Origin of the sequence: Arthrobacter sp. MYb221 (assembly GCF_002979835.1) — a bacterium.
Lineage (GTDB): Bacteria > Actinomycetota > Actinomycetes > Actinomycetales > Micrococcaceae > Glutamicibacter.
The window spans coordinates 169135-193238 of sequence record NZ_PCPW01000006.1 but is presented as its reverse complement, the minus strand read 5'-3'; the positions used below and the strand labels follow the sequence as shown (position 1 = coordinate 193238).

Below are 24104 nucleotides of genomic sequence, written 5' to 3'. Positions count from 1 at the left end.
ATGCAGGTTGCCGCGGGAAGGACAACTAGGCTTGGAAAGACTCAAAAATGAACTTTGAAGGAGTCTTGTGTTCCTCGACGTGCTGTTCGGTGTCCTGCCGCTGTTCTTCGTGATGCTCATTGGCTACGCGGTCAGTTATTCACCGAAATTCCCGCCCAGCGTGGAACCGGCTCTGAACGTTTTTGTCTTTTACGTGGCACTGCCTGCATTGCTGTACAAGGTGGTTGCCCGGGCCGATGTTAGTCGGGGAGTTCCGTTCGATTTCCTGTGGGTCAGCATCGTCTCGACGTTGGCATTCGCCCTCATCTGTTGGGTCCTTTTCCGCTATGTGTTGCGCGTAGAGCGCGGGCGGAGCCTGGCTGGCATGCTCAGCACCAGCTTTGGCAACGTCTCCTATCTGGGAATTCCGGTAGTTCTCGGGGTGCTCGGCAGCCAGGCCGGTCTCGCCGCAGGCATGGGGCAGCTGGTCCACAACGTTATTTTTATGGTGGGTTTTCCCATCTTGGCCCAGCTGATGATGCCGGCAGGCCCGGGAAACAGGCATAAGCCCAGCGGTCGCCGGATCGCGTTGACGGTTCGCAATGCACTGCTTTATAGCCCGGTTTCCTGGGCCATGGTGTTTGGCGGAGCAGTGGTGATGTGGGGGATCCCCATTCCAAAACCGCTTGATGACACCGTAGACCTCATTGCCGCCGCGGCAGCCCCCGGAGCCTTGTTCGTAATCGGTCTATCCTTGCGGCGCACCGTTCAGCGCACCCTGGACCGGCGGGCGGGGACGGCGCATACCAAGGTGCGTGGAGCCAAGCGAACCATGCTGGTCATGGTGGTTGGCAAGCTGGCGGCATTGCCTCTGCTGACCGTTTCGATGCTCTGGATTTTCGCGCCGGATCTCGAATCGATGTGGTTCAACACCGCGGTGCTTATGGCAGCTATGCCGACCTCCGCCACGGCCTACATCATGGCTCACAATGACACCGGTGACGGTGAGCCGACGGCGCTGGCCATCGTGATTACCTGCGCCCTGTCGGTAATCGCGCTTCCGGTCTTGGCGCAGCTGGTGCTCAAGTAGATCCTCGCGGGCAGCACTTCTCTTCATGGTTGAAGCTCGCGCCGAAGCGGGTTCGTGGAACGATCCCGGTGCCAAGCACGCCAAGCACGCAGCGCAATGATCTTTCGATGCCTCCCTTGAGCCCCACGTCCGTTTGACGTGGGCCATTTAAGAACATAAAGGCCATGCTCGGCGCCTCCGGAACATGGCCTTTATGAAGTTTTGCACCCCTAGGGGTCGGCGAACTAGTTTCTGCGCAGCAGGCGGTCCAGGAAGCTCGGTGCCGAAGTGTTGATGCGTGCCCGCGGGGACATGTCAGGGTCCAGATTCTCGATTGGCTGGAACATGCCCGTCTGGAGCGCCGCGGTCGCCGAGAGGACCCGCGCTTCCTTAGGTGAGTAGTTGATGCTTGCCGACTGGTTGGCGGTCATGGCGACCCTCCTTTTGCGATAAGTTGATTCCGTAATGCGGAAGTTTATTTTTGTCCTACGAAAACAGTATGTCGGGTGAGCGCGGCTCCTGGCAAGGGTTTCGGCCTAAAAACTTCCCTGCGACCGAAATTTCCGACAATAAATCACACTTCAAAAAATTTCCCTCGAAAACCACTTGACGGAGGTAGTGTGAGTTGGCTTACAGTAGTGGAACGAAGATTCCACGATCCAAAAACATCGAGTCGAAGCCGATAGAACCATCGGTGGTAAGGGTGTTCAGCCATCGGATCGTGGTGTAAGAAAAGAGCTGATCACCCGATGGACCTGCATGTTTTTAACAACTTACCCGAGGCAGACGCTGCCGCCGTCTTGCGGCCATGCCTCGATGTGGAACGTTGGATCAACGAGCTTGTGGCCGCACGCCCCTATGCAGACAGTGCTGCGCTAACGGCCGCAGCCCAACGCAGTGCCGCGCCCTTTGGCGAGTCAGAAATCGCTGCGGCGCTGGCGCATCACCCCCGCATCGGCGAACGAGCCCAGGGAGATTCCGCCGAAGCCTCGCTCTCCCGGGGCGAGCAAGCAAGCCTGCGGCTCGATGACGATGTCACCTCCCGTCTGGCCGAAGCCAACCGCCGCTATGAAGCCCGCTTCAACAGGGTTTTCCTCATCCGTGCCGCGGGGCGGAGCAGCAATGAAATCCTCGCCGAATGCGAACGCCGCCTCGGCAATGACGAGGACACCGAATTGCGCGAAGTAGCCGAGCAGTTGCGTGCGATTGCGCTGCTCCGCATGTCCAGCGCGGTCAGCGGCTAAAGCCAACCCTTGAGCTAAGGAGTACTTCATGGATGAATCGACCGCAGCACGCAGTCACATCACCACCCACATTCTCGACACCGGGACCGGGAGGCCTGCCTCCGGTGTCAAGGCCACGCTGGAAGCCAACAGGGCATCCGGCTGGCAAGAAATCGGATCCGGACTCACCGATGCGGACGGCCGCATCAAGACTCTGGGGCCGGCTCAGGTTGAAGCAGGACGCTACCGGATTTCCTTCGAAACCGGCGACTACTTCGGGAAGCAGGGAACGGAAAGCTTCTTCCCCGCGGTAAGCATCGACTTTTACGTCAATGACGTCGACCAGCATTACCACGTACCTCTTCTTATCAGCCCGTTTGCATATTCCACGTACCGAGGAAGTTAGAACCATGACTACCGAAATCAATGCCCCAGCAGGAACCAAGATCGTGCTTGGATCCAACCAGTATGGCAAGGCCGAGGTCCGCCTGGTAAAAATCACCCGCGACACCGATCGCCACCAGATCCAGGATCTGAACGTCACCAGCCAGCTGCACGGCGACTTCACGGCCGCCCACATCGACGGAGACAACGCCCGAGTCGTACCCACCGACACCCAGAAGAACACCGTCTACGGATTGGCCCGCAACGGCGTGGGCGCTATCGAAGACTTCCTGGTTCAGCTGGGAAATCATTTCACCGGCGAATTCGACTGGATCACCGGTGGCCGATGGGCGGCGCAGCAGTTCTTCTGGGACCGCATCAACGATCACGACCACGCCTTCTCGCAGAACAAGTCCGAAATTCGCACGGCCGTCCTGGAAATCGGGTCCGACGGAGAAAAGAGCATCGTCGCGGGGCTGGAAGGCCTCACCGTCCTGAAGTCCACGGGCAGCGAGTTCCACGGATTCCCGGTTGATCGGTACACGACGCTGAAGGAAACCACCGACCGCATCCTGGCCACCGATGTCACCGCCCGCTGGCGCTATAACCCGGAGGCCGTCGCGGCCGGCATCGACTACGACGCCGTGTACAGCTCGGTGCGTTCGCTGATGCTCACCCAGTTTGCGCAGACCCACTCGTACGCGCTGCAGCAGAGCATGTACAACATGGGCCAAGCGGTTCTTGAGGCGCATCCGGAAATTGCGGAGATCAAGATGTCCCTGCCGAACAAGCACCACTTCCTGGTGGACCTGGAAGTCTTCGGCCAGGACAACCCAAATGAAGTGTTCTTTGCCGCAGATCGGCCCTATGGGCTGATCGAAGCTACCCTCTCCCGCGAGGGAACCGAGGTCAACCATCCGGTGTGGGCCAATATCCCTGCATTTATCTAACCCGATGTGAAAAGGGTGTGCCGGTGCGGACACACCGGCACACCCTTTATGGCAGCGACTGACGTAGGAGGTCAGCCTTGAGCGCTACACCTGATGAATCTATCAAAGCATTACGGCCAGAGGACGCTAAATTACCATTTGGCAAGTCACTGGCCTACGGGCTTCAGCATGTCCTGACCATGTACGGGGGAATCATCGCCCCGCCCTTGATCATCGGCGGTGCGGCGGGGTTGAGCAGCGAGGAAGTCGGATTGCTCGTGGCCAGCTGCCTGTTCATTGGCGGGCTGGCAACTATCTTGCAGACTGTAGGAATTCCCTTCTTCGGAGCTCAGCTGCCGCTGGTCCAGGGAACCTCCTTTGCCTCGGTCGCCACGATGGTTGCCATCGTCAACGGGGGAGGAGGCATCCAGGCGGTCTTCGGCGCGGTTCTCGTTGCCGCGCTCATCGGGTTCCTCATCGCGCCGTTCTTCGCGCGGGTGATTAGGTACTTCCCGCCGGTGGTCACCGGGGTGGTCATTACGATGATCGGCATCTCGCTGACTCCGGTCGCGGCGAACTGGGCCATGGGAGGAAGCGCCGAGGCTCCCGATTACGGTTCCTTGCCGAACATCGGGCTCGCCGCCGGTACGCTGCTCGCCGTGCTGCTGCTTTCCAAGGTCGGCAACGCCGCAATTTCGCGGATGTCGATTCTTTTGGCTATCGTCTTCGGCACCGTGGCCGCGGCCCTGCTCGGGATGGCAGATTTCTCCGCGGTCGGTACCGGCTCGGTCTTCGCCTTCCCGCAGCCGCTGGCCTTTGGCATGCCGGTCTTTGAGCTGGGCGGAATCATTTCCATGACCATCGTGGTCCTGGTTATCCTGACCGAAACCACCGCCGATATTCTGGCAGTCGGTGAGATCGCCGGATCCCGGGTGGATTCAAAGCGCATTGCCGACGGGCTGCGTGCCGATATGGCCTCCTCGGCCGTGGCTCCGTTGTTCAACACCTTCACGCAGTCGGCCTTCGCGCAGAACGTCGGTTTGGTGGCCATCACCGGGATCACCAGCCGCTTCGTGGTCGCGGCCGGTGGCGGCATTCTGGTGGTGCTCGGCCTGCTGCCGATCCTGGGGCGTGTGGTCGCCGCGATTCCTACCCCGGTGCTCGGCGGTGCCGGAATCGTGCTCTTCGGCACCGTGGCCGCCTCCGGAATTCGAACCCTGTCCAAGATCAAATATGACGGGATGAACCTAGTCATCGTGGCCGCATCGATCTCCTTTGGCTGCGTCCCGATCGTCAAGCCGGACTTCTATGCGAGCTTCCCAAGCTGGTTCGAAACGATCTTCCACTCGGGGATCTCTTCGGCCGCGATCATGGCGGTGCTGTTGAACCTGCTATTCAACGAACTGAAATTCGGGAATTCGAAGAACTCTTCGGTGTTCTCCGCCGCCCCGCCGCGCATGGTGAAGCGCGAAGAAATCTGCGGGCTGATAGAGGGAGACCACTATGAAGGTGGAAAGCTCATCGACAAAGAGGGTTACGAGATCCCCGTGGTCACGCCGGAAGAATTCGAGCAGATCCAGACGGGGGCCATCGAGATGCCTGTACCCAGAGTTGCCAAAACCGCGGAACACTGAGGAAACGGCTGAACCTGCCCCCAGCGTCGACGAAGTGCTCGATGACGAGAAATAACCATCAGCGGATAGTGCTCGCAAACCCCGGTTTGCGAGCACTTTCATTTGTGCTCCAACTATTCTCCGGCCGCACTTGCGCGGGCGATGATGCCCGCGGCAGCGAAGATGGTCTACCAGCGGACCCCGAGGGCATTGAATTCGGGCGTTCCCATGGAAACAAGCAATGCATTGAATTCCTTGGTCGATGGGCGCAGTGAACCGATTTCCTGTGGAGGCCCTGGGACGGATCCTTCCGGTGCATGCTGCACGAATTCGAACCTGGTGCGGCCACGTTCCGCTCGACGTTTTCCGCACTATGAGCAGTGGGCATAGTAAGCGAGGGAAATCTCGGAAATGGTACAAACCCCAATTCAGCCCTTAGCCGTTGGGTGTCTTCCCGGACTGCGACATCTCGCGAGCGGATGCTACCTTGTAGCCAATCATTTAACCCGGAGTTTAGACCCTGAATCGTTCGGGAGCAGCCCGCTTGGCGGGGGCGGGTCGAAATGAATCGTAGTTGGCGGTAAATAGCCTGCATGAGTCCTGAATTCGCAGGGATGCCAGATGGTGGGCAACGCGTGGAAGGTCGCGCCTGCGCGTGAACAGTCCTAGGCACCAGCGGCGCATTGGAACTGTCGGCGTTTTGCGAGGGTCTAAGCTGGATGACTGTGAGTCCAGCAAATCTTTCCATCGGCGTTGACATCGGTGGCACCAAAATCCTTGCAGCCCTCGTGGACGAAGAGGGGAACGCCTTCGGGCAGATCCGCCGCGAGACGCCCGACCATGATGTGGCGGGGACAGAACGTGCCCTGGCTGAGATGATTCGCGAGCTCTCGGAGGGCAGCGAAGCGTTGCCGGTGGGTATTGGCGCTGCTGGCTGGATGGACCGCAAGGGGCAGAATGTGCTGTTCAGCCCCCACCTGTCCTGGCGAAATGAACCGGTGCGCGACCGCCTGATGAAGCTCGTTGGACACGAGGTGACTCTGGTAAATGACGCTGACGCTGCCGGCTGGGCCGAGCACCGTTTCGGCGCAGGCCGCGGTGAGAGCGATATGGTGTGCCTGACCCTCGGAACGGGAATCGGCGGGGCAGTGATCCTCGGAGGGCAGATCCACCGAGGCAAGTCCGGCATTGCTGGAGAATTCGGGCACCAGGTGATCGTTCCCGGCGGCCATCGGTGCGCCTGCGGCAACCGCGGTTGCTGGGAGCAATACGCTTCTGGCAATGCCTTGGGCCGAGAAGGAGCCGAACTTGTGCGCAGCAAATCGCCGGTGGCCTTCCGGCTGCGCGAGGCCGTGGACGATGACCCGGAGGCCGTCACCGGCGCAGAGGTAACTCGACTTGCCGCAGAGGGCGACCCGGCCTGTGCCGATCTCATTGCGGATATGGGCGAATGGCTTGGTCTGGGCATCTCGAATCTGGTCTCGGTTCTGGACCCGGGAACCGTCGTTATCGGTGGCGGTTTGGGTGCTGCGTCGAAGCAACTGGTTTCCACGGCGGAGGAGACCTATCGCCGCACCCTGCCTGGCAGGGGATACCGTCCTTTTGCGAAGATCAGCCAGGCGGAATTGGGCCCGGTGGCCGGACTGATTGGGGCTGCTGATTTAGCGCGGTTTAATCAGCAACAATAATGAATAACATTGACAGGACATTAGGACTTATCTAGGCTCGGGTTGTTACGCAACATGGGAGCGAGGTCTTGGCATGGTCCTGCGCACAAAACCAAGCCGAATCCGCGGCTGGCCCTTGACTGTCGTTTTGGGGACCTATGCGGTCGCCATGTGCGGTACCACGATGCCCACCGCGTTGTATCCGATGCTTCAGGATGAATACGGCCTAAGCACCGCCGCCTCAACGCAACTTTTTGCGATATACGCCATCGTGGTGCTCGCGGTATTGTGCATCTTCGGTTCCCTATCTGATGCCATTGGCCGAAAACCCGTCATGATCCTGGGGCTTCTCGCTTCGGCCGCCAGCGGAATACTCTATGCAATGGCCGCCGAGGCACCCACTCTGTTCATTGCCCGCACCCTTTCCGGGGTGTGTGCCGGGCTGGTCACTGGAACGGCGACCGCCTATCTGACTGATCTGGTCTCCAGCTCCGGACGCGGTGCCAGCATTTCCAGCGTGGCCAATATGGTGGGTCTGGGCAGCGGGCCAGCCCTGGCTGCATTTCTGACCTTCTTCTTCCCATCCGTCCCGATGATTGCTTTCAGCGTTCACGCAGTACTTTCAGGTCTGTGCATCGCATTGCTTGCCATGGCCCCGGACAGCGTGATGCACCGCGGACACGGATTGAAACTCAGCCTTCCGCTGGTGCCACGCGTCACATTGCGCGACTTCTGCGTGGGCGGGCTGATGACCTTGGGCTTCGCGGTGATGGGCGGTTGCACCGCGATGACTTCCATTTTGGTGGTCCGTGCCTTCGGCATTACGGACCTGCGATTGCTGGGGCTCATCGGATCATTGATTTTTGTCGCCACGGCGGTGGGCCAGAAGGCCGGAGGGAAGCTGGTGAGCGAAAAAATTCACCTAGGGTATGCCGGCTTGGCGATTGGTGCGGTGCTGATAGCTCTAGCACCAAGACTTGGCGGAAGCTTGGCGATGGCGATGTATCTTGCCGGCTTGATCGTTGCGGGACTGAGCCACGGCGCATTGTTCCCGGTAGGCCTGGGAATCGTGTTGCGCCGCATTGAGCCGCGACATCGAGGCAGCGCCAGCTCAGCCTTTTGGGTGCTGGGCTACGCACTGACTGCACTGGGTGCCTTAGGGCTGGGCTGGGTAGGCCAGATCAGCGGCGAATCGATGGCGGTAACCTACTTTGGTGCAGCCATCGCGCTGTGTGCGCTCGGCTGTGCCAAGCTGCATCGCCGCTGGGCCGGTCCTGGGAATCGAGTGATCTCAACTAGTTTTTAGGGCCGGATTTGGCTCGGCAGGTGCTGGCCCAGAAGCCGTGGTTCACGCTTGCCGCTGTTCTCCATGTTGCATAGAACACGCTAATAATTGGAATGAGGCGAAGCTGTTCTTAGTTGGATATCGGTAGAAGAAGACCGAGCCCGGCAGTGGCCCAATCCAGTGGCCGCGGGCCGATCCGAAAGGTATGAGTATGACTATTGCATCTGACGAAACCCAGATCGGCTCCGGCGCGATCAACTCCATCTTTGGCGACTCACGCACCGCCAACGCCTTCGCCGGCGAAGTCACCGAGGCGCAGGCCCAGGAGATCTACGAGCTGGCCAAGTTCGGCCCAACTGCCTTCAACTCCCAGCCGCTGCGCGTGACCTACGTACGGTCCGACGCAGCACGCGCGAACCTGGTCGACGCGCTGTCGCATGGCAACAGGGCCAAGACTGCCGCAGCTCCGCTGGTGGCAATCCTCAGCTATGACACCGCATGGCACGAGCAGTGGGATAACTTCCTGCCAGGCTACAACGCACCCAAGGCCATGTACGACGCCGATGCCGACTTCACTGCTTCCACCGGCAACAACAACGCCCACCTGCAGGCAGGCTACTTCATCCTGGCTGCACGCAGCCTGGGCTTCGCCGTTGGTCCCATGACCGGTGCAGACTTCTCCGCCATTGATGCTTCCTTCTTCCCAGAAGGCGACCAGAAGAGCTTCTTGGTCCTGAATATCGGCCAACCAGCCGAAGGCGAAATCGGTGCACCAAAGGACCGCTTCGACTACGAAGCAGTCGTCCGCACTGTCTAGAGGCCGCTCGACGAACTTTAGCAACGCACAAGCGAAGCCCGGAATTCATTTTCGTGAATTCCGGGCTTCGCTAGTTGTTGAGCCAGTTTGCTAGCGGGTAGCCAGCGAAGACCTCAGCGCAGCATCGGCGTCGAGAAGTACCTTGGCGGCCACCTCAAGCCCCTCAACTGCACCCAATTCGGTATCCTCGTGCTCGATATTCACCAGCATCTCTGGGTCCACTTCGTGCAGGGCACGCAGGAACTCGGTCCAGAACGCGGTCCCGTGTCCCTTGCCCAAGGCCACGAAGTCCCAGGCCGAGTTATCCGGCCATTCATTAACCCATTCGTCCCCGCCCATATTGGTGCGTGGTTCGTCCGCGCTCTTTTTGCGGAAGCTGTTGTCCAGCACCCCTTGGATAGCCGCATGCGGGTTAATGCGCACGTCTTTGGCGGCGGCATGGAAGACCCATGAGCCAAGATCCCGAACCACGGCCACGGGATCCATCTGCTGCCAGAACAGGTGCGAGGCATCGAGCTCAACGCCGATGTTGCTGGTGCCGGCGCGTTCGATGAGTTCACGGAAGCTGGCCGGATTAAAAGCAAGGTTCTGCGGGTGCAGCTCCAGGGCGACCTTGACGTTGTTGTCCTGGGCCAGGATATCCATCTCCTTCCAGAACTCGGCCGCGAGGCCGTACTGGTAATCCAACTGCTCCAGTGCTGCCGAGTTCCAAGCGTTCACCACCCAATTGACTCGGGTGGCACCCGGTTCACCGCCGGGCAAGCCGGACATGGTCACAACACGATGCTGTCCCAGGCGCTGCGCGAGCCTAATGCTGCGGCGGATATCTTCGGCGTGCCGGTCGCCAATAACCGGGTTGGGATGCAAGGGGTTGCCATTGCAGTTCAGCCCGGCAATCTGCACGCCGGCGTGGTCAAAGATCTCCAGGAAGTCGTCCCGGGCGCTATCGCTTTGCAGAATCTGGTCGAAATTGGGCACATGGACTGCTGGCAAGAATCCGCCAGTGTTCAGCTCGATGCCGGTCAGTCCCAGGTCTTTGATGATCTTGAGCGCTTCGGGCAGGGGGCGGTCGTGGAGGATTGCGTTGTATACACCGAGTTTCACAGGGCTGCCTTCTTTCCGTCGTTGCCGGCGGACTGGACGACCGCCTGCAGGATTTGCATATTGTGCACTCCCTCGTCGAATGTCGCATTCGGGGGAAGGTCGGTGTCCAGGCCGCAGACTTCGTCGAGGAAGGCACGGGCTTGATAGCTGAAGGCGTCGTTTTGGCCGAAGCCGACACCTGGTGCGTCCATGGGCAGCCCGCCGCCGAGGTAAGCATGCTCCGGACCGAGGTTCACCGTGCGATAGCCGTTGGTCGCCGAGGGCCCTTCGCTGAGCATGATTTCGATTTCCGACGGACGCAGCTGGCTGAAGCGCGCGGCGCCCTTCTCGCAAAAGACCTCGAAGGCCAGTGAGTTCGGGTGGCCGGCGGCGACACGGGAGACTTCCAGGCTGCCGGAGGCTTCGGCGAACTGGACGTTGAACGCCGCATAGTCGTCGTTCTCCACCGGTTCCGATTTATCACTTAGTTTCACCAGGTCGTGTCCGGTCACGGCGCCGGCCGGCAGGAAGCGTTCGGTGATGCTGGTGCTCAGCTGCCCGCCGCTGACCGAAACGATGTCGCCTGCCAGGAATTCGGCGATGTAAGACAGGTGGCTTCCCACATCGGCCAGTGCGCCAGAGCCGGCCTCACCCTTGAACCGCCAGCTCATTGGAGCCTGTGGATTGTGGCCGTAGTCGGTCCAATAGCGACCAGAAAAATGCAATACCTTGCCCAGGGTGCCATCGGTGATTAGGTTCCGGATCGTGGCGATACCCGGGGTGCGGCGGAAGGTGAAGCCGACGCGGGCAATGGAGTTGGCGTTGCGGGCCGCTGTGGCCATGGCCTGGGCTTCTTCTAGGGTGTCGGCCAGCGGTTTCTCGCACAATACGTGCTTGCCGGCGGCCAGCAGACCTTCAACGGCTTCGCGGTGGAAGCGGTTTGCAATCACTACCGAAACGACATCGATGTCCGGATCGTTGGCCACCTCTTGCCAGGAGCCCAGTGCCTTTTCGTAGCCGTAGCGTTTGGCAACTTTGGCTGCGAGCTCGGTGTTCACATCGGCCACCGCGACGTAGCGCAGCGGTGGCAGGTTGGATTCGTAGAGGGTGGGGGCGGTGCGGTAGCCGGCGATGTGGGACAAGCCTGCCATGCCTGCGCCGATGACGGCGATGCCGATGCTTTTTGTCACGGATTCTCCTGGGTGGAAGTTGTTCAGGGGGATTTTGGAGCGCTCCAAAAAAGTGTAAAGGCGAATCCAAGTGGCGGTCAAGGGGTATTGAGCGGGGATTATCTAGGCGGGGCGAACGGGGGCGCAGGTGCCGCGCTCAACCAGTGCTGGCTCCAGTGACACCTTTTGCGCAGCGCGTTCAGGGTCCGCGAGCCGGGAAAGTACCTGCTCGGCCACGTGCATGCCGAGCTCGCGGTTGCGACTGTCCACGGTGGTCAAGCGCAGCAGGTGCGTGCCGGAGAGCGGCGAGTTGTCGTAGCCGATAATCGACAGATCCTCGGGGACCGAGAGGCCGTTCTCGCGGGCCGCGGCCAGCGCGCCCATGGCCATCGAATCATTGCCGGCCAGGATGGCGGTAATTTCCGGGGTTTCGCGCAGAAGCTGATTCGTGCACTGATAGCCGCTGTCCTCGGTGGTGTGCGGGGTGAGGATGACGATGCGCTCGTCCAGGTCCGCCGCGCTCATCGCATCTTGGTATCCGTTGCGCCTGAGCATTGATGCGCCTCCGCCGCCACCGATGTGCCCGATGTGCCGATGCCCCAGTGAAATCAGGTATTCGATGGCTCGACGTGCGCCAAACCGGTCGTCGCTTGCTGAAATATCCGCTCCGGTCACCTGTGTTGCTCGATTACCTGCCACGATCACCGGGATCTGGGAGGGGAAGCGCATGGCCGGTGTAGGTTCGGTGGCCAGGACCAAGGCCTCGACGCGGGTGCTGAGAAATCCATCCAGCGGGTCCGACTCCACATGCGCGTTCAGCGTGCGGTCCGAGACGGCGATGCGCAGTCCGGCATTGCCCAGACCTTCTTGCAGCCCGCGAAGCAATTCGACAAACCAGACGTTGGTGTAGTCGTCGATCACCACGCCGACGGTCTGGCTGGTGCCACCGGCCAGTGCGGCCGCGGCTTGGCTCGGGCGGTAGTTCAGCTGCTCGATGGCAGCCAGCACCGCGGCGCGGCGTGGTTCGGAGACGCTGGGGGAGCCGCGCAGCACCAGGGATACCAGCGATTTGGAGACGCCGGCGGCTTGGGCGACATCGTAAATCGTCGCGCGGCGGCGTCCTGCTGCCATGGTGCCTCCTGGGCTTGGTCCGGGTTCTTGTTAAGAGCCTAGCGTTCCGCCTGCTTCGAATGCGGCAACGTCAGCTTCGGAGCAGGAATTCCAAACTAGTCAGGTCTTAACGTCAGGACATAGTTCTCGAGAAGACCATAAACTTTTGTCGACTTGGCCTGGTTGATATCCGCAGAATTCCACGGTTTTCCACTCGCAGTGTTACTCATGTTGTAAATATGTCAGTACAAACCTTTGACAGAGCTAGATTCATGGTGCAAAGTATTTCTTGTGGCACCGTTCACATCTTCGGCAGCTGGCCGATCCCTGAACTTCTGACTCGAAAGGACGTCGATCTGCGTGACTTACGACGTACTCACCCTCGGACGCATCAGCGTTGACGTCTACCCGAACGACATCGGCGTTTCCCTCGCCGACGTGAACTCCTTCAGCAAGTATCTCGGTGGCTCTGCCACCAACGTCGCTGTGGCAGCTGCCCGGCACGGCCGCGCGGCCGGGGTGATCACCAAAATCGGCGACGACGACTTCGGCACGTTCCTGGAACGCGAATTGGACCGCTACGGCGTGGACCGCGCACAGGTCACCCGCGATGCCAGCTTGCAGACCCCAGTCACCTTTTGCGCCATCATGCCACCAGATGACTTCCCGCTGTACTTCTACGGACGCTTCCCGATGGCACCGGACTGGAATATCAAAAGCAGCGATATCGACCTCGACACGGTCAAGAACTCCAAGATTTTCTGGAGCACCGTCACCGGCTTGAGCCGAGAGCCTTCGCGCACCGCGCAGCTGGAAGCCTACGAGGCCCGCCCGGCCGGTTCGCTGGCCCCAGGGCAGTTCACCATCCTGGACTTGGACTACCGCCCAATGTTCTGGGACTCCGTTGAGCAAGCCCGCGAGCAGGTAGCCCGGGCTCTGCCCTCGGCCACGGTGGCCATCGGCAACGATACCGAATGCTCGGTAGCCGTTGGAGAAGGAACCCCGGATGAGCAGGCCGACCGCCTGCTGGAGGCCGGAGTGCAGATCGCCGTGGTCAAGCTCGGCCCCGAAGGCGTCATGGCCAAAACCCGCACCGAACGTGTGGTTTCCGCGCCGGTTCCGGTGCAGACCGCCAACGGACTGGGCGCCGGCGACTCCTTCGGCGGCGCCTTCTGCCACGGCCTGCTCTCCGGTTGGCCGCTGGAGCAGGTCTTGGACTACGCCAATGCCGCTGGGGCGATCGTGGCCTCGAAGGTCGCTTGCTCCGATGCGATGCCGGACCCAGAAGAAGTGAACGCCCTGCTGGCCGAGCGCGGCCGCACCGTACCCGCCTCCCAGAAAGACCTGGTCTAGTTATGAAACAGGCATCCGACCTGCACGTGGACCGCGAAGACCCGCGCCGCTACGAATCCATCACCCGCCAGCGGCTAGAAGACCCGGCAGCGGTGCAGCGCGCCGCCTCGCTGCGCCAGAAGCATGCCGGCCCGGTGCTGGGCCGGCAGAACTTCATCATCGCCGCCGACCACCCGGCCCGCGGGGCGCTATCCGTAGGCAAGCGCGCCACGGCCATGGCCGACCGCCGCGAACTGCTGGACCGGCTGCGGATCGCCTTGCAGAACCCCGCCTGCGATGGGGTCCTGGCCTCGCCGGATATCCTCGATGACCTGCTGCTGCTGGGCGCACTGGAAGGCAAGCTGGTTTTCGGCTCGATGAACCGCGGCGGGCTCGCCGGCCTGGTCAACGAGATTGATGACCGCTTCACCGGGCATAGCGCTGCGGCCCTGGCCGCCTTGGGCGCAGACGGCGGCAAGATGCTCACCCGGATCAGCTACGAGGATCCGGACACCGTGAAAACCCTGGCTGCCACCGCCGATGCCGTCTCCGATTTGGCTCGGCACCAGCTGGTCGCCATGGTCGAACCGTTCATCTCCAAGCGGGCCGAGGGCAAGGTAGTCAACGACCTGCGCCCGGAGGCAGTGATCAAGTCCATGGGCATCGCCTCCGGACTGGGCGAAACCAGCGCCTACACCTGGCTGAAAATCCCCGTGGTCCAGGAAATGGAGCGGGTTATGGCCGCCACCACCCTGCCCACGGTCCTGCTCGGCGGAGATCCCGCAGGCAGTCCCGATAAGGTGTTCGCCTCCTGGCAGGATGCCCTGGCCCTGCCCGGGGTACAGGGACTGACCGTGGGCCGGACCCTGCTGTATCCCGAGGACGGGGATGTGGCCGCCGCCGTGGCCACCGCCGCATCGCTCTTGAACACCACCACTCCTGTACGCAGCTGAGAAGGACAAAGCTCGATGACTACACGCAGAATGACCGTTGCTCAGGCGGTCGTAGAATTCCTGGGACGACAGTACACGGTGGACAACATCGGTGGAGCTGCCTATCGAGAGCGCCTGATTCCAGGAATGTTCGGCATCTTCGGCCACGGCAATGTCGCCGGGGTGGGGCAGGCCCTGAAGCAATGGCAGCTCAAAGACCCGAGCCTCATGCCGTACTACCAAGGTCGCAACGAGCAGGCGCAGTCGCATCAGGCGGTGGCCTATGCCCGGCATACCCGTCGCCGCGCCACCTATGCGGTCTCCACCTCCATCGGGCCTGGCTCCTCCAACTTGCTCACCGGTGCCGCGCTGGCCACCGCTAATCGTTTGCCGGTATTGCTCTTGCCCAGCGATACCTTTGCCACCCGTGCCGCCGATCCAGTACTCCAGCAACTGGAAATGCCGCACGGCTACGACATCACCGTTAATGATGCCTTCCGCCCGCTATCCAAGTACTTTGACCGGGTCACCCGGCCGGAGCAGCTGGCCAGCGCACTGCACCACGGTCTGCGCGTGCTCACCGATCCTGCCGAAACTGGAGCGGTGACCATCTCCTTGCCGCAGGATGTCCAGGCCGAGGCCTTTGATTTCCCGGAAGAGTTCTTTGCCGAACGCGACTGGAAGATCCGCCGCCCGGCCCCGGAAACCGAAGACATAGCTCAGGCTGCGCAGCTGATTCGTGCTGCCAAGCGCCCGTTGATCGTTGCCGGTGGCGGAGTGCTCTATGCCTATGCGACCGAGGAGCTTGCGGCCTTCGCTGAGGCCACCGGAATTCCGGTGGGCAATACCCAAGCCGGCGTTGGCGCCCTGCCTTGGGACTCGAAGTATTCGCTAGGAGCCATCGGTTCCACCGGTACTTCTGCGGCCAACGCGTTGGCCGCAGAAGCGGATCTGATCATCGGTATTGGTACCCGGTATGAGGACTTCACCACGGCCAGCCGCACGGCCTTCCAAAACCCCGGAGCGAAGTTCGTAAATATCAACGTTGCCGCACTTGATGCGTACAAGCACGCCACCGTGCTGCCGATCGTCGCGGATGCTCGCAAGGCGCTCATTGCCCTGCGCGAAGCGCTCACCGGGTATCGGGTGGAAGGCGCTCTTGAGGTGTTCACCGCCCAAGAGAAACAACGTTGGGATGCGACCGTGGATGAGGCATTCGCCGAAAGGCTCAGCCCGCTAGTCAGCCAGAATGCCATTATCGGCGCAACCAACCAGGCCATGGATTCCCGCGACGTTGTAGTGTGCGCGGCCGGATCTTTGCCCGGAGACCTGCATAAGATGTGGCGGGTTTCGGATCCTTTCGGATATCACGTGGAATACGGCTTCTCCTGCATGGGTTACGAAATCGCCGGTGGGCTGGGACTGAAGCGTGCGGTGCTTGCGGAGACCGCGCGCGGCGCGGAGAACCGTGACGTAGTGGTCATGGTCGGCGACGGCTCCTATCTGATGATGCACACCGAACTGGTCACCGCAGTGGCCGAGGGGATCAAACTGATCACGGTGCTCATCCAGAACCACGGTTATGCCTCCATCGGGTCGCTCTCCGAATCATTGGGATCCCAGCGCTTCGGCACCAAATACCGTGCACTGGACGCCCAAACGCACTCCTTCGACGAGGGGCAAACGCTGCCAATCGATTTGGCGCTGAACGCCGAATCATTGGGAGTCAAGGTCATAAGAATCGCCCCCGGAGATCGGGCCATCGAGGACCTGGCGGCCGCCATCGCCACCGCAAAGGCAGCGCCGGAAGGATCCGGCCCAATCCTCATCCATATTGAATCGGATCTCTACGCCGATGCACCTTCCAGCCAGTCTTGGTGGGACGTGCCGGTCAGTGAAACATCCGAGCTGGATTCCACGACGAAGGCCCGTGAAGTCTACGAAAGCCACAAGGCGCGGCAGAAGCCTTATCTAGGCTGAATCGCCGCACGTTATCGCCGGCCCAACACTTTTTCGCTACTAAAGGAAGACGAGAGCTAATCATGAGCACAACCGCCACCGAAATTACCGACATCAAGCACTTCATCAACGGGCAGCCAACCGCGGGCAGCGGAACAGCCACCCAGCCGGTTTACGACCCGGCAACCGGCGAAATTACCGGTCAGCTGCATTTGGCTAGCCCCGAAGACCTGGCCCAGACCGTGGCAGCGGCCCGCGCCGCCGCCGACAGCTGGGGCGAAGTCTCCATCGTCAAGCGCACCAAGGTCATGTTCCGCTTCCAGCAACTGCTCACCGAACACACCGATGACCTGGCCCGCTTGGTAACCAGCGAGCACGGCAAGGTACTCTCGGACGCGGCCGGCGAAGTAGCCCGCGGTATCGAGGTGGTGGAATACGCCGCCGGAATCTCCCAGTCACTCAAGGGGGAGTACTCGGACCAGGTATCCACCGGCATAGACGTGTTCTCATTCCGTCAGCCACTAGGCGTAGTTGCCGGAATTACCCCGTTCAACTTCCCGGTCATGGTTCCCTTGTGGATGGCGCCAGTTGCCATCGCTACCGGCAATGCCTTCATCCTCAAGCCTTCCGAGCGTGACCCTTCGGCTGCGCTGTTGATTGCCGAGCTTTTCAAGCAGGCGGGGCTTCCCGACGGAGTATTCCAGGTGCTGCATGGCGGCAAGGAAACTGTAGATGGTTTGCTGTCCCACCCAGATGTGGACGGAATTTCATTTGTCGGGTCAACACCCATTGCCAAGTACGTACACGAGACCGCAACCAAGTACGGAAAGCGCGTCCAGGCATTGGGCGGTGCCAAGAACCACGCGGTCATCATGCCGGATGCGGATATGGAGCAGGCTGCAGACCATATCAATGCTGCGGCATTCGGCTCGGCAGGCCAGCGTTGCATGGCGATCTCCGTGGCCGTGGCCGTTGGCGAGGCCGCTGACATCCTCGTGGACAAGCTAGCCGAACGAGCCCGTGGCGTGAACGTCTCCCACGGTTTTGACGAAAAAGCAGATATGGGACCGGTCATCACACCGGCATCAAAGACTCGCCTGCAGAAGATTGTTGGCGAGGCCGAACAAGCCGGTGCCGCGCTCATCTTGGACGGTCGGGAGCTAGTGGTCAAGGACCATGAAAACGGGTTCTTCGTTGGCCCGACCATCTTGGACCGGGTGAACCGAGAAATGAGTGCCTACACCGAGGAAATTTTCGGCCCGGTACTCGTGGTGCTTCGCGTTGATTCCTTGGATGAAGCCATCGACACGGTGAACGCCAACCCATACGGCAACGGCACCGCAATCTTCACCTCCTCGGGTTCGCACGCTCGCAACTACACCCGACGTATTCATGTGGGCATGGTTGGGGTAAACGTTCCGCTCCCGGTACCGGTGGCATGGCACTCATTTGGTGGTTGGAAGAATTCACTATTTGGCGAGCACCACATTTATGGACCGGACGGTGTGCGTTTCTACACCCGCGGCAAGGCAGTAACGCAGCGGTGGCCGGAGCCGGCACAGCTGTCCACCGCATCGTACAACTTCCCCTCAAACTAGGTTCCTGCACTGCAACTAATTTCCATCGTGCCGATGCCGGCCAGTAAACAGTCGGCATCGGCAATGAGCATCGAAAGATTCTGGTACATGCCATGGCACAGAACATCACCATTGGAACTGCCCCCGACTCCTGGGGCGTCTGGTTTGCCGATGACCCCAAGCAGACACCCTGGCAGCGCTTCCTCGACGAGGTAGCCGAGGCCGGCTACAAAACCATCGAGCTGGGTCCCTACGGGTACCTGCCGACCGACCCCGCCCAGCTGGCCGATGAGCTGGCCGCCCGCGACCTGAACGTCTGCGCCGGCACCGTCTTCACCGCCTTCCACCGCGGCATCGACGGCAGCGCCAGCGCATGGGAGGAAGCCTGGGAGCCAGCCCGCAAGGTGGCCGAGCTGACCGCCGCCATGGGCGGGGAGCATATTGTGGTGATCCCGGCCATGTGGCGCGATGACGTCACCGGGCAAGCCGTCGAATCCGGCACACTGGACGCCGCGGCCTGGGACTCGCTGGCCAAGGGCCATGACCGGTTGGGCAAGATCCTGCAGGAAGAATTTGGCCTGAAACAGCAGTTCCACTCCCACGCCGACTCGCATGTCTGCGGCCAGAGCGACATCGAGAAGTTCCTTGAGCTCACCGACCCGCAGTTCACCACCCTGTGCCTGGATACCGGGCATGCCGAATACGGCGGGGCGTCCAGCGTGGATCTGATCCGCCGCTTCCCGGAGCGCATCGGCTACCTGCACCTGAAGCAGATCAACCCGGACATCCTGGCCACGGTGCGCGCGCAGGACCTGACCTGGGCCGCGGCCAACCTCGCCGGGGTCATGTGCGAACCGCCATCGGGTCTGCCTGACCTCAATGAGGTCTTGGCGGAAGTGGAGAAACTGGGCCGCCCGATCTTCGGCATTGTCGAACAGGACATGTACCCGGTCGCCGACTTCACGGCGCCGCTGCCCATCGCCACCCGCACCCGCGACTACCTGCTCAGCTGCGGCTCGCACACCCGCGTCTAGGCCAGCTTGCCTAACTCAAACCAGGACCACCAAAAAATCTTGAAAGGACTCATCGTGCCAGAAATCCTGCGCGTCGCCGTCGTCGGAGCCGGACGCATGGGCGCCGACCACATCCAGCGCATCCACCACCGCATCTCCGGCGCCGAAGTGGCGGCCGTTGTCGATATTGACACCGACCGGGTCAACGCTGCCATCGCAGACATCCCGGGCGCCAAGGGCTACACCGACCTGCCCGCGGCGCTCGCCGACGGCAAGGTCAACGCCGTACTGCTGGCGACCCCCGGTTTCTTGCACCACGATGCGCTGCTGACGGTGCTTGCTGCCGATATTCCGGTGCTGTGCGAAAAGCCGCTGACCCCGGATGCCGCTTCCTCATGGGAGATCGTCGAGGCGGAGGCCAGACTGGGCCGCAAGCGCATCCAGGTGGGCTTCATGCGCCGCTTTGACGCCGAGTACCGGCAGCTGCGCCAGCTGATCGAGGACGAGAGCCTGGGTGAATTGCTGGTGCTGCACCACCAGCACCGCAACCCATCCACCCCGGACGGCTTCACCAATGAGATGCTGATCAACGACTCGGTGGTCCACGAGTTCGATGCCATTCGCTACTTCACCGGCGCAGAGATCACCTCGGTGCAGGTGCGCTTGGGCAAAGCCACCCGCAATGCACCCAACGGCCAGCATGACCCACAGCATGTGCTGCTGGAAACTTCTGCCGGAGTGCTCGCCGACGTGGAGATCTACGTCAACGCGAAGTTCGGCTACGAGGTGGCGACCCAGGCATCCTTTGAAGATGGCATCGTGTCCATCGGCAATGACGCCGGACCGTATGTGCGTACCGCCGGGCAGTGGGGCGGCAAGGTCACCCCGGGCTTCGAGGAGCGTTTCGGCGCCGCCTACGACACCGAAATCCAGTCCTGGGTTGACGCCGCGCTGCGCGGGGAATTGGGCGGGCCGAGCGCCTGGGACGGCTACGCCACCGCGGCATGCTGCGAGGCTGGAGTCGAGGCCCAGCGCACCGGCGAAAAGGTGGCAGTCAAGCTGAACAGCAAGCCGGATCTCTACAGCTAAGGGCATCATGAAATACGCACTGGACCCGACCCCGTTCCATTCCACGCACTCGCTGCTCCAGTTCCCGGAACTGGCAGCGGAGCTGGGCTATGACTGCATACAGCTGACCCCGCATGCGGATATGATTCCGTTCTTCACGCACCCCAAGGCCGACGATGACCTGGTCGCGCAGCTCGCTGCCCGGTGCAAGGCCACCGGGGTGGGGATCGCTTCGGTGCTTCCGGTGCTGCGCTGGTCCTCGCCCGAGGAGAATTTGCGCCAGGCCGCGGTGCGCTATTGGAAGCGCGCCATCCAGATCGCCGTGGATTTGGGCGTGAACCAGATGAACACGGAATTCTCCGGACGGCCGGAACGCGCCGAGGAGTCCGAGGCCGCGTTCTACCGTTCCATGGAGGAGCTGGTGCCGATCATTGAGCGCGAAGGCATTAACGTGGCCATTGACCCGCATCCGGATGATTTCGTCGAGGAAGGCTTGGCTGCTTGGCGGGTAATCCGCGGGGTGAATTCGCCGAATCTGTCCTTTGTCTACGTCGCCTCTCATTCCTTCCATATGAAGGATGAACCGCTGGAAATCATGCAGACCGTGGGGGAGCGGCTGCGAGTGGTGCATGTGTCTGACACGATGAACCATCATGCCTCGCACGGGTTGCGCTACATCACCAATCCGCCGGGCAATCCGGTGCGCGTGCACCAGCACCTGAAGCTTGGTGATGGGGACGTGGACTGGGATGGATTCTTCTCCGGTCTGGTGGCCAATGGCTTCACCGACCGTGAGGAGAGCGTCATGGTCTCCAGCGTATTTGCCGAGAACGAGAACGCCGTTGAAGTCTCCAAATTCCAGTTGGAGCAGATGCGCAGCCGTGTAGCTTCCGCCCAAGCTGCGCGTTCCTAGCAAATCAGGCAACGCCAAGTTGAGTTGCCGGATGACGAAAGCCGAACCCTTGCGGGTTCGGCTTTCGTCGTCCGGCCCGGGAGTCATCCTGAGCACAGGGCGGCTCGAGAAGAGCTCGCAGAATTCCAGATTGATTTGTGCGTACAGTCTCGGGAACTAGCGGTCGGCAGGGCCGGAGCGGCAAGAAAAACGGCATTTGTCAGGACTTAATAGCCAATAATGCTTGCTCGCTAAACACTGATGACGTATTGTCCTTACATAGGGGCTGTGAAGCCCATCACTTTCAGTTATCGGCAAGGAACCAGAATGATGCGAATTGGTTCCAGTCGAACCGAGTGGAGGAAGCCGGATCGCAGTCGATCCGATGGATGGCCCAAGGCCAGTAATGCTTTCACCCGGGCAATCCAAAGGAGTTCCCATGTCTAGTGCGCAGCAAGCTTCTGCAGAGTCAAGCCTGCCGCCCCTCACCGCGGGGCCTCATGTTAAGCGACTCGGTTTGATCTCCATCATCGCCTGTTTTGGCGGATTGCTTTTCGGATACGACACCGGTGTTGCCAATGGCGCCGAAGGTCCCATGGCAGCGGAACTCGGACTGAACCTTCTGCAAGTTGGCGTGGTGATCAGCTCACTGGTCTTCGCCGCCGCGTTCGGAGCGCTCATCGGCGGACAAATTGCCGATGTATGGGGTCGGCGCAAGACCATCATCTTGCTGGCAGTCCTGTTCTTTGCCGGAACCTTGCTCGTAGTCTTCTCGCCTGCCGGCCCGGAAGCGGGAACTTTCTCACCACTGGGTTTTGGTGTTCTGATCGCCGGACGCATCATGCTCGGATTGGCCGTGGGTGGCGCATCCACGGTCGTGCCGATCTACTTGGCCGAATTGGCCCCGTATGAAATTCGAGGATCCATCACCGGTCGCAATGAGCTGGCCATTGTCTCGGGTCAGTTGGCCGCCTTCGTGATGAACGCGATCATTGAAACCGTCCTGGGTGGAACCGTGGATGGCGTCTGGCGCATCATGTTCGCAATTTGCGCACTGCCAGCGCTGGCGTTGTTCTTCGGCATGCTGCGCATGCCTGAATCTCCGCGCTGGCTCGTGGAAAAGCGCCGCTATGCCGAGGCGCTGCGAGTGCTCAAGACAGTGCGTTCGCCTGAGCGTGCACTGGCCGAAGTCCACGAGATCGAGATCGTTGCCGACGAGGAAAAGCGGAACAACAAGCCGGTGGGCATCAAGGCCGTGCTGAAAAACAAGTGGTTGCTGCGCATCGTCGCCATCGGCATCGGCGTTTCCATGACTCAGCAGCTCACCGGCATCAACTCGATCATGTACTACGGAACACGCGTGCTGGAAGAGTCCGGCATGTCAGAGCAGCAGGCAGTCCTGGCGAATATCGCCTTCGGCGTGGTTGCCGTGATTGGCGGCATCATCGCCCTGCGCAATATGGACCGTATGGACCGCCGCAAGACTTTCCTGATCGGCTTGGCGCTGACCACCACCTGCCACCTGCTGGTAGCCATCGCGGGCATGCTGCTGCCGGTCGGCAGCCCTATCCGACCAGTGGTGATCCTGATCTTGGTGGTTGCCTTCGTGATGTCCATGCAGACATTCCTCAACGTGGCTGTCTGGGTGTGGCTGGCTGAAGTCTTCCCGCTGCATATGCGCGGGCTGGGAATTGGCATCTCGGTGTTCTTCGGGTGGGCCACCAACGGTGTGCTGGCGCTGTTCTTCCCCTCTTTGGTCTCCGGTGTCGGAATTACCGGATCATTCTTCATCTTCGCAGGCATCGGTGTGCTGGCGCTGATCTTCGTGGCCACCCAGGTTCCCGAAACCCGCGGACGCTCACTGGAAGCCCTGGAAGAGGACGTCTCCACAGGAGCGATCTACCAAGTCAAGCCGGCGGTCAACGCCTAAGGCGCGACCATTCGCTGAGCTAGTGAGCCCAGCCCCGCCAATTGGCAGGGCTGGGCCCACCGCTATGCCCGGCGCTGTCCGGTACTGCCGCGCACCACCAGCTGCGGCGCATGGGTGCTGGATGCTCCCGGGGAATTCAGGGCCGCCTGCATGGCGGCCTGAGCCAGGGCTGCGACATCTTGGCGAACGCTGGTCAGATCGGCATGCGCAAGCCTGGCGAATTCGCTGTCGTCATATCCGGCAAGGCAGATCTGCTCGGGAACCTGCAGGCCCGCAAGATCTATGGCTTGCCGGGCGCCGAGCGCCGCGCGGTCATTAAAGGCCAGTACCGCCGTGGCGCGTTCGGCCTGGGGCGTTTTCTCCAGATACTCTCGCAGGACCGCAAAAGCGGTCGCCTCGTCAGAACCCGCTGGAAGGATCTGGCCGCTGGCGTTGGCGCGGGCAGCGGATTCGATGAAGGCATCTCGCCGCTGTTTCGCCGAGACGGCGGAACCGCCATCCAGATGCAGCAGCCGAGTGTGGCCGCGCTGCACCAAATGGCTGACGACTTGTTCAACGCCGGCAGCCTCGTCGGTAATGACCGAGGGGATGCCTTTGACCTTGCGCAGCAGGCTGATGACGGGAAGCTGTTTGGACACCTGGACCAGCTGCGCGGCTGGCAGTTCGGGGAACACCCCGATCACCGCCTCGACGCCGGCGTCGATGAGGGTATTGAGCACACGGCGTTCATCTCGGTGTCTGCCGGTGGCGCCTAGAATGATTTCAAATCCGCTCTGGTCCGCCTGCGCGTATAAAGCATCTGCCAGTTCCGCGTGCAGCGGCTCTCCCAGCGCCAGGGCCAGGCCAAGCGTTCTGCTGCGGCTGCTGCGCAGCGACCGTGCACGCGAGTCCGGGCGGTAGCCCAAATCCGCGGCGGCCTGCTTGACCCGGGCCCGGGATTCTCCGCTGGCGCCCTCAGCCTCGCGCAGCACGATCGAGGCCAGTGCTACCGAGACCCCTGAGGCGCGGGCGACGTCGGCCAACGTAGGGCGTTTGGCGGGGCGTGGCGCAGATGCATGCGGCATTGGCGGAAC

At 61.3% G+C, this 24104-nt stretch carries 21 protein-coding genes; 16 read left to right on the top strand and 5 right to left on the bottom strand.

Features of this window, described 5'->3' with window-relative positions; translation table 11 throughout:
* Nucleotides 1-67: 67 nt before the first annotated feature.
* Complete coding sequence (locus CQ015_RS09635; protein ID WP_105650015.1) at nucleotides 68-1069, top strand: AEC family transporter; 1002 nt, start codon at nucleotides 68-70, stop codon at nucleotides 1067-1069.
* Nucleotides 1070-1293: 224 nt separating this feature from the next.
* Here the strand turns inward: CQ015_RS09635 and CQ015_RS09630 are convergent, their stop codons facing one another.
* Nucleotides 1294-1479: a hypothetical protein gene (locus CQ015_RS09630; RefSeq protein ID WP_096282807.1), complete on the bottom strand. Its 186-nt coding sequence runs from the start codon at nucleotides 1477-1479 to the stop codon at nucleotides 1294-1296.
* A 318-nt stretch (nucleotides 1480-1797) separates the two neighbouring features.
* Between CQ015_RS09630 and uraD the strand changes: the two genes are divergently transcribed.
* The 7 genes from uraD to CQ015_RS09595 all read left to right on the top strand — a co-directional run bounded on the left by uraD (nucleotide 1798) and on the right by CQ015_RS09595 (nucleotide 8966).
* Nucleotides 1798-2292 carry a 2-oxo-4-hydroxy-4-carboxy-5-ureidoimidazoline decarboxylase gene (gene uraD, locus CQ015_RS09625; RefSeq protein WP_105554013.1) on the top strand — a complete coding sequence of 165 codons (495 nt, stop codon included), beginning with the start codon at nucleotides 1798-1800 and terminating at the stop codon, nucleotides 2290-2292.
* Between the two features lie 28 nt (nucleotides 2293-2320).
* A complete protein-coding gene (gene uraH, locus CQ015_RS09620) occupies nucleotides 2321-2677 on the top strand; it encodes a hydroxyisourate hydrolase (protein ID WP_105569344.1) in 357 nt (118 codons plus the stop codon).
* Nucleotides 2678-2681: 4 nt separating this feature from the next.
* On the top strand, nucleotides 2682-3605 hold the full coding sequence (gene pucL / locus CQ015_RS09615) for a factor-independent urate hydroxylase (RefSeq protein WP_096282801.1): 924 nt from the start codon (nucleotides 2682-2684) through the stop codon (nucleotides 3603-3605).
* A gap of 77 nt (nucleotides 3606-3682) precedes the next feature.
* A complete protein-coding gene (locus CQ015_RS09610; protein ID WP_176484040.1) occupies nucleotides 3683-5218 on the top strand; it encodes a nucleobase:cation symporter-2 family protein in 1536 nt (511 codons plus the stop codon).
* Nucleotides 5219-5922: 704 nt separating this feature from the next.
* Entirely contained in the window at nucleotides 5923-6885 is a 963-nt protein-coding gene (locus CQ015_RS09605; protein WP_258133913.1) for an ROK family protein, read from the top strand.
* A 73-nt stretch (nucleotides 6886-6958) separates the two neighbouring features.
* The gene (locus CQ015_RS09600) at nucleotides 6959-8170 is read left to right on the top strand and encodes an MFS transporter (RefSeq protein WP_105650014.1); all 1212 of its coding nucleotides are present in this window, start codon (nucleotides 6959-6961) and stop codon (nucleotides 8168-8170) included.
* A 190-nt stretch (nucleotides 8171-8360) separates the two neighbouring features.
* The gene (locus tag CQ015_RS09595; protein ID WP_096282795.1) at nucleotides 8361-8966 is read left to right on the top strand and encodes a malonic semialdehyde reductase; all 606 of its coding nucleotides are present in this window, start codon (nucleotides 8361-8363) and stop codon (nucleotides 8964-8966) included.
* Between the two features lie 90 nt (nucleotides 8967-9056).
* Here CQ015_RS09595 and CQ015_RS09590 read toward each other — a convergent pair whose 3' ends face one another.
* The 3 genes from CQ015_RS09590 to CQ015_RS09580 form a co-directional block, all read right to left on the bottom strand.
* Nucleotides 9057-10070: a sugar phosphate isomerase/epimerase gene (locus CQ015_RS09590; protein WP_105569348.1), complete on the bottom strand. Its 1014-nt coding sequence runs from the start codon at nucleotides 10068-10070 to the stop codon at nucleotides 9057-9059.
* The gene (locus CQ015_RS09585; protein WP_181148324.1) at nucleotides 10067-11239 is read right to left on the bottom strand and encodes a Gfo/Idh/MocA family protein; all 1173 of its coding nucleotides are present in this window, start codon (nucleotides 11237-11239) and stop codon (nucleotides 10067-10069) included. Before CQ015_RS09585 ends, CQ015_RS09590 begins: the two co-directional genes overlap by 4 nt.
* A gap of 102 nt (nucleotides 11240-11341) precedes the next feature.
* The gene (locus CQ015_RS09580; protein WP_105650013.1) at nucleotides 11342-12349 is read right to left on the bottom strand and encodes a LacI family DNA-binding transcriptional regulator; all 1008 of its coding nucleotides are present in this window, start codon (nucleotides 12347-12349) and stop codon (nucleotides 11342-11344) included.
* Nucleotides 12350-12688: 339 nt separating this feature from the next.
* Here CQ015_RS09580 and iolC point away from each other — a divergent pair, with 339 nt between their 5' ends.
* The 8 genes from iolC (at nucleotide 12689) to CQ015_RS09540 (ending at nucleotide 23031) form a co-directional block, all read left to right on the top strand.
* Complete coding sequence (gene iolC, locus CQ015_RS09575; RefSeq protein WP_105554007.1) at nucleotides 12689-13681, top strand: 5-dehydro-2-deoxygluconokinase; 993 nt, start codon at nucleotides 12689-12691, stop codon at nucleotides 13679-13681.
* Between the two features lie 2 nt (nucleotides 13682-13683).
* A complete protein-coding gene (locus CQ015_RS09570) occupies nucleotides 13684-14613 on the top strand; it encodes a deoxyribose-phosphate aldolase (RefSeq protein WP_096282787.1) in 930 nt (309 codons plus the stop codon).
* Between the two features lie 30 nt (nucleotides 14614-14643).
* Complete coding sequence (gene iolD / locus CQ015_RS09565; RefSeq protein ID WP_105650012.1) at nucleotides 14644-16572, top strand: 3D-(3,5/4)-trihydroxycyclohexane-1,2-dione acylhydrolase (decyclizing); 1929 nt, start codon at nucleotides 14644-14646, stop codon at nucleotides 16570-16572.
* Nucleotides 16573-16634: 62 nt separating this feature from the next.
* Nucleotides 16635-18149 carry a CoA-acylating methylmalonate-semialdehyde dehydrogenase gene (locus CQ015_RS09560; RefSeq protein ID WP_105650011.1) on the top strand — a complete coding sequence of 505 codons (1515 nt, stop codon included), beginning with the start codon at nucleotides 16635-16637 and terminating at the stop codon, nucleotides 18147-18149.
* Nucleotides 18150-18241: 92 nt separating this feature from the next.
* On the top strand, nucleotides 18242-19162 hold the full coding sequence (locus CQ015_RS09555) for a sugar phosphate isomerase/epimerase (RefSeq protein ID WP_105650010.1): 921 nt from the start codon (nucleotides 18242-18244) through the stop codon (nucleotides 19160-19162).
* A gap of 54 nt (nucleotides 19163-19216) precedes the next feature.
* Nucleotides 19217-20230 carry a Gfo/Idh/MocA family protein gene (locus tag CQ015_RS09550; protein WP_105650009.1) on the top strand — a complete coding sequence of 338 codons (1014 nt, stop codon included), beginning with the start codon at nucleotides 19217-19219 and terminating at the stop codon, nucleotides 20228-20230.
* Between the two features lie 7 nt (nucleotides 20231-20237).
* Nucleotides 20238-21122, top strand: a complete 885-nt coding sequence (locus CQ015_RS09545; RefSeq protein ID WP_105650008.1) for a sugar phosphate isomerase/epimerase — start codon at nucleotides 20238-20240, stop codon at nucleotides 21120-21122.
* A gap of 418 nt (nucleotides 21123-21540) precedes the next feature.
* The gene (locus CQ015_RS09540) at nucleotides 21541-23031 is read left to right on the top strand and encodes a sugar porter family MFS transporter (protein ID WP_105650007.1); all 1491 of its coding nucleotides are present in this window, start codon (nucleotides 21541-21543) and stop codon (nucleotides 23029-23031) included.
* A gap of 62 nt (nucleotides 23032-23093) precedes the next feature.
* Here CQ015_RS09540 and CQ015_RS09535 read toward each other — a convergent pair whose 3' ends face one another.
* Entirely contained in the window at nucleotides 23094-24095 is a 1002-nt protein-coding gene (locus tag CQ015_RS09535; protein ID WP_096282774.1) for a LacI family DNA-binding transcriptional regulator, read from the bottom strand.
* Nucleotides 24096-24104: the final 9 nt, after the last annotated feature.

What these genes read in the sequence shown, in the direction of transcription:
- CQ015_RS09580 (WP_105650013.1), bottom strand. Translation starts at nt 12,349, where the DNA reads ATGGCAGCAGGACGCCGCCGCGCGACGATTTACGATGTCGCCCAAGCC.
- CQ015_RS09540 (WP_105650007.1), top strand. Translation starts at nt 21,541, where the DNA reads ATGTCTAGTGCGCAGCAAGCTTCTGCAGAGTCAAGCCTGCCGCCCCTC.
- uraH (WP_105569344.1), top strand. Translation starts at nt 2,321, where the DNA reads ATGGATGAATCGACCGCAGCACGCAGTCACATCACCACCCACATTCTC.
- CQ015_RS09570 (WP_096282787.1), top strand. Translation starts at nt 13,684, where the DNA reads ATGAAACAGGCATCCGACCTGCACGTGGACCGCGAAGACCCGCGCCGC.
- CQ015_RS09595 (WP_096282795.1), top strand. Translation starts at nt 8,361, where the DNA reads ATGACTATTGCATCTGACGAAACCCAGATCGGCTCCGGCGCGATCAAC.
- CQ015_RS09560 (WP_105650011.1), top strand. Translation starts at nt 16,635, where the DNA reads ATGAGCACAACCGCCACCGAAATTACCGACATCAAGCACTTCATCAAC.
- CQ015_RS09600 (WP_105650014.1), top strand. Translation starts at nt 6,959, where the DNA reads ATGGTCCTGCGCACAAAACCAAGCCGAATCCGCGGCTGGCCCTTGACT.
- CQ015_RS09535 (WP_096282774.1), bottom strand. Translation starts at nt 24,095, where the DNA reads ATGCCGCATGCATCTGCGCCACGCCCCGCCAAACGCCCTACGTTGGCC.
- CQ015_RS09545 (WP_105650008.1), top strand. Translation starts at nt 20,238, where the DNA reads ATGAAATACGCACTGGACCCGACCCCGTTCCATTCCACGCACTCGCTG.
- uraD (WP_105554013.1), top strand. Translation starts at nt 1,798, where the DNA reads ATGGACCTGCATGTTTTTAACAACTTACCCGAGGCAGACGCTGCCGCC.
- CQ015_RS09555 (WP_105650010.1), top strand. Translation starts at nt 18,242, where the DNA reads ATGGCACAGAACATCACCATTGGAACTGCCCCCGACTCCTGGGGCGTC.
- CQ015_RS09630 (WP_096282807.1), bottom strand. Translation starts at nt 1,479, where the DNA reads ATGACCGCCAACCAGTCGGCAAGCATCAACTACTCACCTAAGGAAGCG.
- pucL (WP_096282801.1), top strand. Translation starts at nt 2,682, where the DNA reads ATGACTACCGAAATCAATGCCCCAGCAGGAACCAAGATCGTGCTTGGA.
- iolD (WP_105650012.1), top strand. Translation starts at nt 14,644, where the DNA reads ATGACCGTTGCTCAGGCGGTCGTAGAATTCCTGGGACGACAGTACACG.